2 protein-coding genes and 1 pseudogene are annotated in these 4,298 nt (G+C 34.9%); all 3 read right to left on the bottom strand.

The window, feature by feature from the left end:
* Window positions 1-69: 69 nt before the first annotated feature.
* The 3 genes and pseudogenes from ftsH to WGMM_RS03520 all read right to left on the bottom strand — a co-directional run bounded on the left by ftsH (window position 70) and on the right by WGMM_RS03520 (window position 3,885).
* Window positions 70-1,911: an ATP-dependent zinc metalloprotease FtsH gene (gene ftsH / locus WGMM_RS03530; protein ID WP_038250188.1), complete on the bottom strand. Its 1,842-nt coding sequence runs from the start codon at window positions 1,909-1,911 to the stop codon at window positions 70-72.
* A 12-nt stretch (window positions 1,912-1,923) separates the two neighbouring features.
* Window positions 1,924-3,219, bottom strand: a complete 1,296-nt coding sequence (gene tilS / locus WGMM_RS03525) for a tRNA lysidine(34) synthetase TilS (protein ID WP_038250186.1) — start codon at window positions 3,217-3,219, stop codon at window positions 1,924-1,926.
* A 184-nt stretch (window positions 3,220-3,403) separates the two neighbouring features.
* A pseudogene (locus WGMM_RS03520) lies at window positions 3,404-3,885 on the bottom strand (OmpA family protein).
* Between the last annotated feature and the right edge of the window lie 413 nt (window positions 3,886-4,298).

Here is a 4,298-nt window from a genome sequence, read left to right as displayed (position 1 = left end):
TTTATATTGACAGTTACAATTCTGAATGTTTTATTGCAGCGTTAGCTGATTAGCATTTTTAAGATGAGGTCAACTCTCATAGAGAGAGGATTTTTTTATTTTCTCATTCTTCTCATTTTCCTCTCTAACTATTTTTTTTCCATTTAATATGTCCTTTATTTCATCTCCTGTTAAAGTTTCAAACTCCAGTAGATTTTCGGCAATGAGATCTAAGCCTTTCTTATGCTTGGTCAAAATGTCTTTTGCTTTTTCATAGCAAGAAGACACAACTTTCTTTACTTCTTCATCTATAAGTTTTAACGTATCTTCAGAAATTATCTCAGAACCATGTGGATGGTGTTGTTCGCGATTGTGATAGATCGGGCCTATTTTGTCACTCATTCCCCATTTTGTTACCATAGCGCGTGATAAATCAGATACTTGTTTTATATCCGAAGATGCACCGCTTGTGACTTTATCGTAGCCAAAAATTAGCTCCTCTGCCACTCTTCCACCCATAGCAACAGTAATATCTGCTATCATCTTTTCTCTTGTGAGGGACACTCTATCTGTTTCTGGTAGTCTCATAACTAAACCGAGTGCTCTACCGCGTGGAATAATTGTTGCCTTGTGTATAGGATCAGAAGCAGGCATATTAACAGCAATTATCGCATGACCAGCTTCATGGTATGCAGTCAGTCTCTTTTCCTCTTCTGTCATAATTAGGGATCGTCTTTCTACGCCCATCATCACTTTATCACGTGCATATTCAAAATCGTCCATGGTAACAATCTTCTTGTTTCTTCTTGCAGCAATAAGTGCAGATTCGTTCACTAAATTTGCTAAATCAGCTCCAGAAAAGCCTGGTGTTCCTCTTGCAACTGTTTTCACGTTTACATCTGGTGCTATTGATATTTTCTTTATATGAGTATTTAATATCTTTTCACGCCCATTTATATCGGGTAAAGAAATAGTAATCTGTCGGTCAAAACGACCAGGTCTAAGCAGTGCTGGATCTAAGACATCCGGACGGTTAGTCGCAGCAATTATTATTACACCTTCATTAGACTCAAAGCCATCCATCTCAACTAATAACTGATTTAATGTTTGCTCTCTTTCGTCGTTGCCGCCACCAAGACCAATACCACGATGCCTACCCACCGCATCTATTTCATCTATAAAAATTATACAAGGAGCATTTTTCTTGCCTTGATCAAACATATCACGAACACGACTTGCACCAACACCCACAAACATTTCAACAAAATCAGATCCAGAAATACTAAAGAATGGCACATTAGCTTCTCCTGCAATTGCACGAGCAAGTAAAGTTTTACCAGTTCCAGGAGAGCCAATCAAAAGGCACCCTTTTGGTATTTTTCCACCTAATATTTGAAATTTTTGCCTTTGTTTAAGAAAATCAACGATCTCTACTAGCTCTTCTTTTGCTTCATCAATTCCGGCAACATCATCAAATGTTACTTTTTTTCCACTAGTCATGAGTCTAGCCCTTGACTTGCCAAAGCTTATAGTTCTGTTGCCCCCCGCTTGTGTTTGTTTAAGAAAGAATAGCAAGAAGCCAATAAAGATAAATGTTGGGACCCATGAGATAAGTAATCCACCAATTACGTTCATGGCAGAATCTCCAGTTGAAAAGGAGAATCTCACTTTTCTATCATGTAAATTTTCTATTAGGTCGCTATATATGACACCGCTTGAATTGAAACTTGAACCGTCCCTGAACTTGCCTTCAATGCTCTGGTTTTTTATGACAATATTTTCTACATCATTGTCTTCTAGTCTAGTTAAAAATTCCGAAAAAGGTATAATTGTTTTGCTTTTACCTACATTTCCGCTGAACTGAATATAAGCAACTGAAATAAGAACAATAATTACTAACCAGATCAATAAGCCTTCTAAAAATTTTTTCATTTCTATTTCTAACTAAATACTAATCAAGCTTACCAAATTTTGTTTTATCGTGCTATTAATAATGCATTGAACCTTATCGTCATTGGTATTTTTTCCGTTATAATTTACATCAGGATAAGCAAGCACCTTTCCATCTTTTAGCACTACAGGCAAAGAATAGAAAACTTCAGGGCAGCAGTTGTAATCCTTCAGAAATTCAGGAACTTTTTGTGTTTTTTTTAATGGAGCGATGATAACTGAACACTCTTGATTTCCGAGTATTGTGCAGCTAAATCTGTTATCCCATTGAGTAGGTTCATTTAAAGGTAGGTTTAAGGTAATTTCTTGTCTCTTTGACGATTCTCTAATTATCAAGATATTTTCTCCATGTTTTCTTATTTTACACCCAGAAAGTGTACAGTTAACATTACTATCCTTTTGCAATATTTTATTAAATATTACGATAAGGCTGTTGTACCTTGGTTTATAATGTTTACTGGCAATTGCCATTATGGAGTAAAGAAGAAGCCTCAAGGCTATTTCCTCTGGCAATTGATAAAACTCACTTAGTTTAATTTCAATATAACCAAGATCATGCACATTAACGCAGTCATTAAACGCAAGGCGTGTGTAGTGCATCAACGCTTTTGCAGCTCTTTTCATATGAAGGGCTGTGAGGCATATTCGCTCTGTTAAAATCTCTTGATTATCACTTGCTTTAAGTAAGTTACGGTATAAAGTTCGCCTGTATTTTAAGTCATAGTTGCTTCTATCTTCGATCCATTTTAACCGATGAAGCTTAGCGTACTTTTCTATTTCACTACGACTAAAATTTAACAATGGCCTAAATATATAAATACCATTTAGGAAAGACTTGTAGTCCATTGATGATAATCCATCTACGCCACTACCTCGCTCTAATCTTAACAAGAACGTTTCTGCTTGATCATCTTTGTGATGAGCAACAAGTAAATATTTAACATTATTATTTTTACACCACTCTGCTAGTAACTTATACCGTGCTTTTCGTGCCTGTAACTGAATATTGCCTTTAATATTTTGCTTCTCCCAATTTAATATGAACGATTCCTTTGCTCCAAGTTCCTTTGCATAACTTACAACAAAATCAGCTTCTTTTTGAGACTCTGGACGTAACCCATGATTTACCATTAATGCTGTAGGAAGTGAAAGCTTGTTTTTTTTTGCCCAGTTAGTCATTAAGTGCAGTAAGACTATACTATCTACACCACCTGATACTGCAACTGCAACTTGATTGTTATAGAAAGCAAAACTATTAACCACATTTTGAAATAATAACTCTAATTCCATTATGTCTCTTGATGGCCAGACAGGTCAGATCTCTTACGTCATACCGCGACTTATTTGTGGTATATATAGATCCCGCTAACAAGCAACGAAATATGACAAGTTTGTCCTTTTTTGTCTACCCCAGTGCCCTTTCTTTATGTCATCCCAGTGTTTGACACTGGGATCCAGGTTTTAATGCAAGAAACTATTTCTTTATTCCAGAAAAATGAAAAATTCCACTCTACGATTTTTAGCATGCTCTTTTTCATATTTAGAATTTCTAGAATCATCTTTTACATTAACCAAAGGCTCAGTTTCACCTTTAGAAGCAGTTTTTATTCTGTTTTCTATGTAGGGTGTACAACTAACCATAAATTTTTTAGCTGCATCAGCCCTTCTAGCGCCTAGCGCAAGATTATATTCATGAGAACCACGGTTGTCAGTGTGACCAGTTAAAGTAACCTTCGCGTCAGGGTTATCTTGTAACACCTCCATTACGTCAAGTAATGCATCCGCACTTACTTCAGCAATACTAGATTCATCATAACCAAAGAAAACTCTTTTATCACCTATCTGCTTAACAACAGAATTTATTTTATTTGTTGTATTTGCTCCTTTTTTTGGGCAAGAACTTACACCAGTAAGTAATAAACAAAAACAGCACATTATAACCAGTCTACTCCACATTACTAAACCCTCCATAAATTTTAAATAGCGCGTAACTTTAATTTCAGTAGCTAATATCTCTCCATATTGTAATATAGTCAAGAGAAATAAAATACTAAATACTTTTTTCTACAACCTTACAATTAATTTTCCTATAATATGCTGGACTCTGAGTAGAAAAATCCAATAAAGGAATAAAAAGTACAATTTTTTATTGTACTTTAAGCAAATATACTTTTAACTTTATTATTAATCTATTACGGTATTAAACAGATGTTTTCTAAAATAATGAACAAATATGCAATCTTATAAGTTTTTAGAGGAAGTATTATATAGGGTAAAGAATATCGAAAATACGCTAAAAGTACTAAACCAAAGCCAATTGAATATAGAGGACAAAGTTGAACAAATGAGTCTTCTAGAAGAAATCAGAC

Origin of the sequence: Wolbachia endosymbiont of Glossina morsitans morsitans, from assembly GCF_000689175.1 — a bacterium.
In the GTDB taxonomy this organism is placed as follows: domain Bacteria; phylum Pseudomonadota; class Alphaproteobacteria; order Rickettsiales; family Anaplasmataceae; genus Wolbachia; species Wolbachia pipientis.
The sequence above is the reverse complement of the archived record's forward strand: the minus strand, read 5'-3'. Positions and strand labels throughout refer to the sequence as shown.

Excerpts from the sequence above, each read along its gene's own strand:
- ftsH (WP_038250188.1), bottom strand. The coding sequence starts at position 1,911 with ATGAAAAAATTTTTAGAAGGCTTATTGATCTGGTTAGTAATTATTGTT.
- tilS (WP_038250186.1), bottom strand. The coding sequence starts at position 3,219 with ATGGAATTAGAGTTATTATTTCAAAATGTGGTTAATAGTTTTGCTTTC.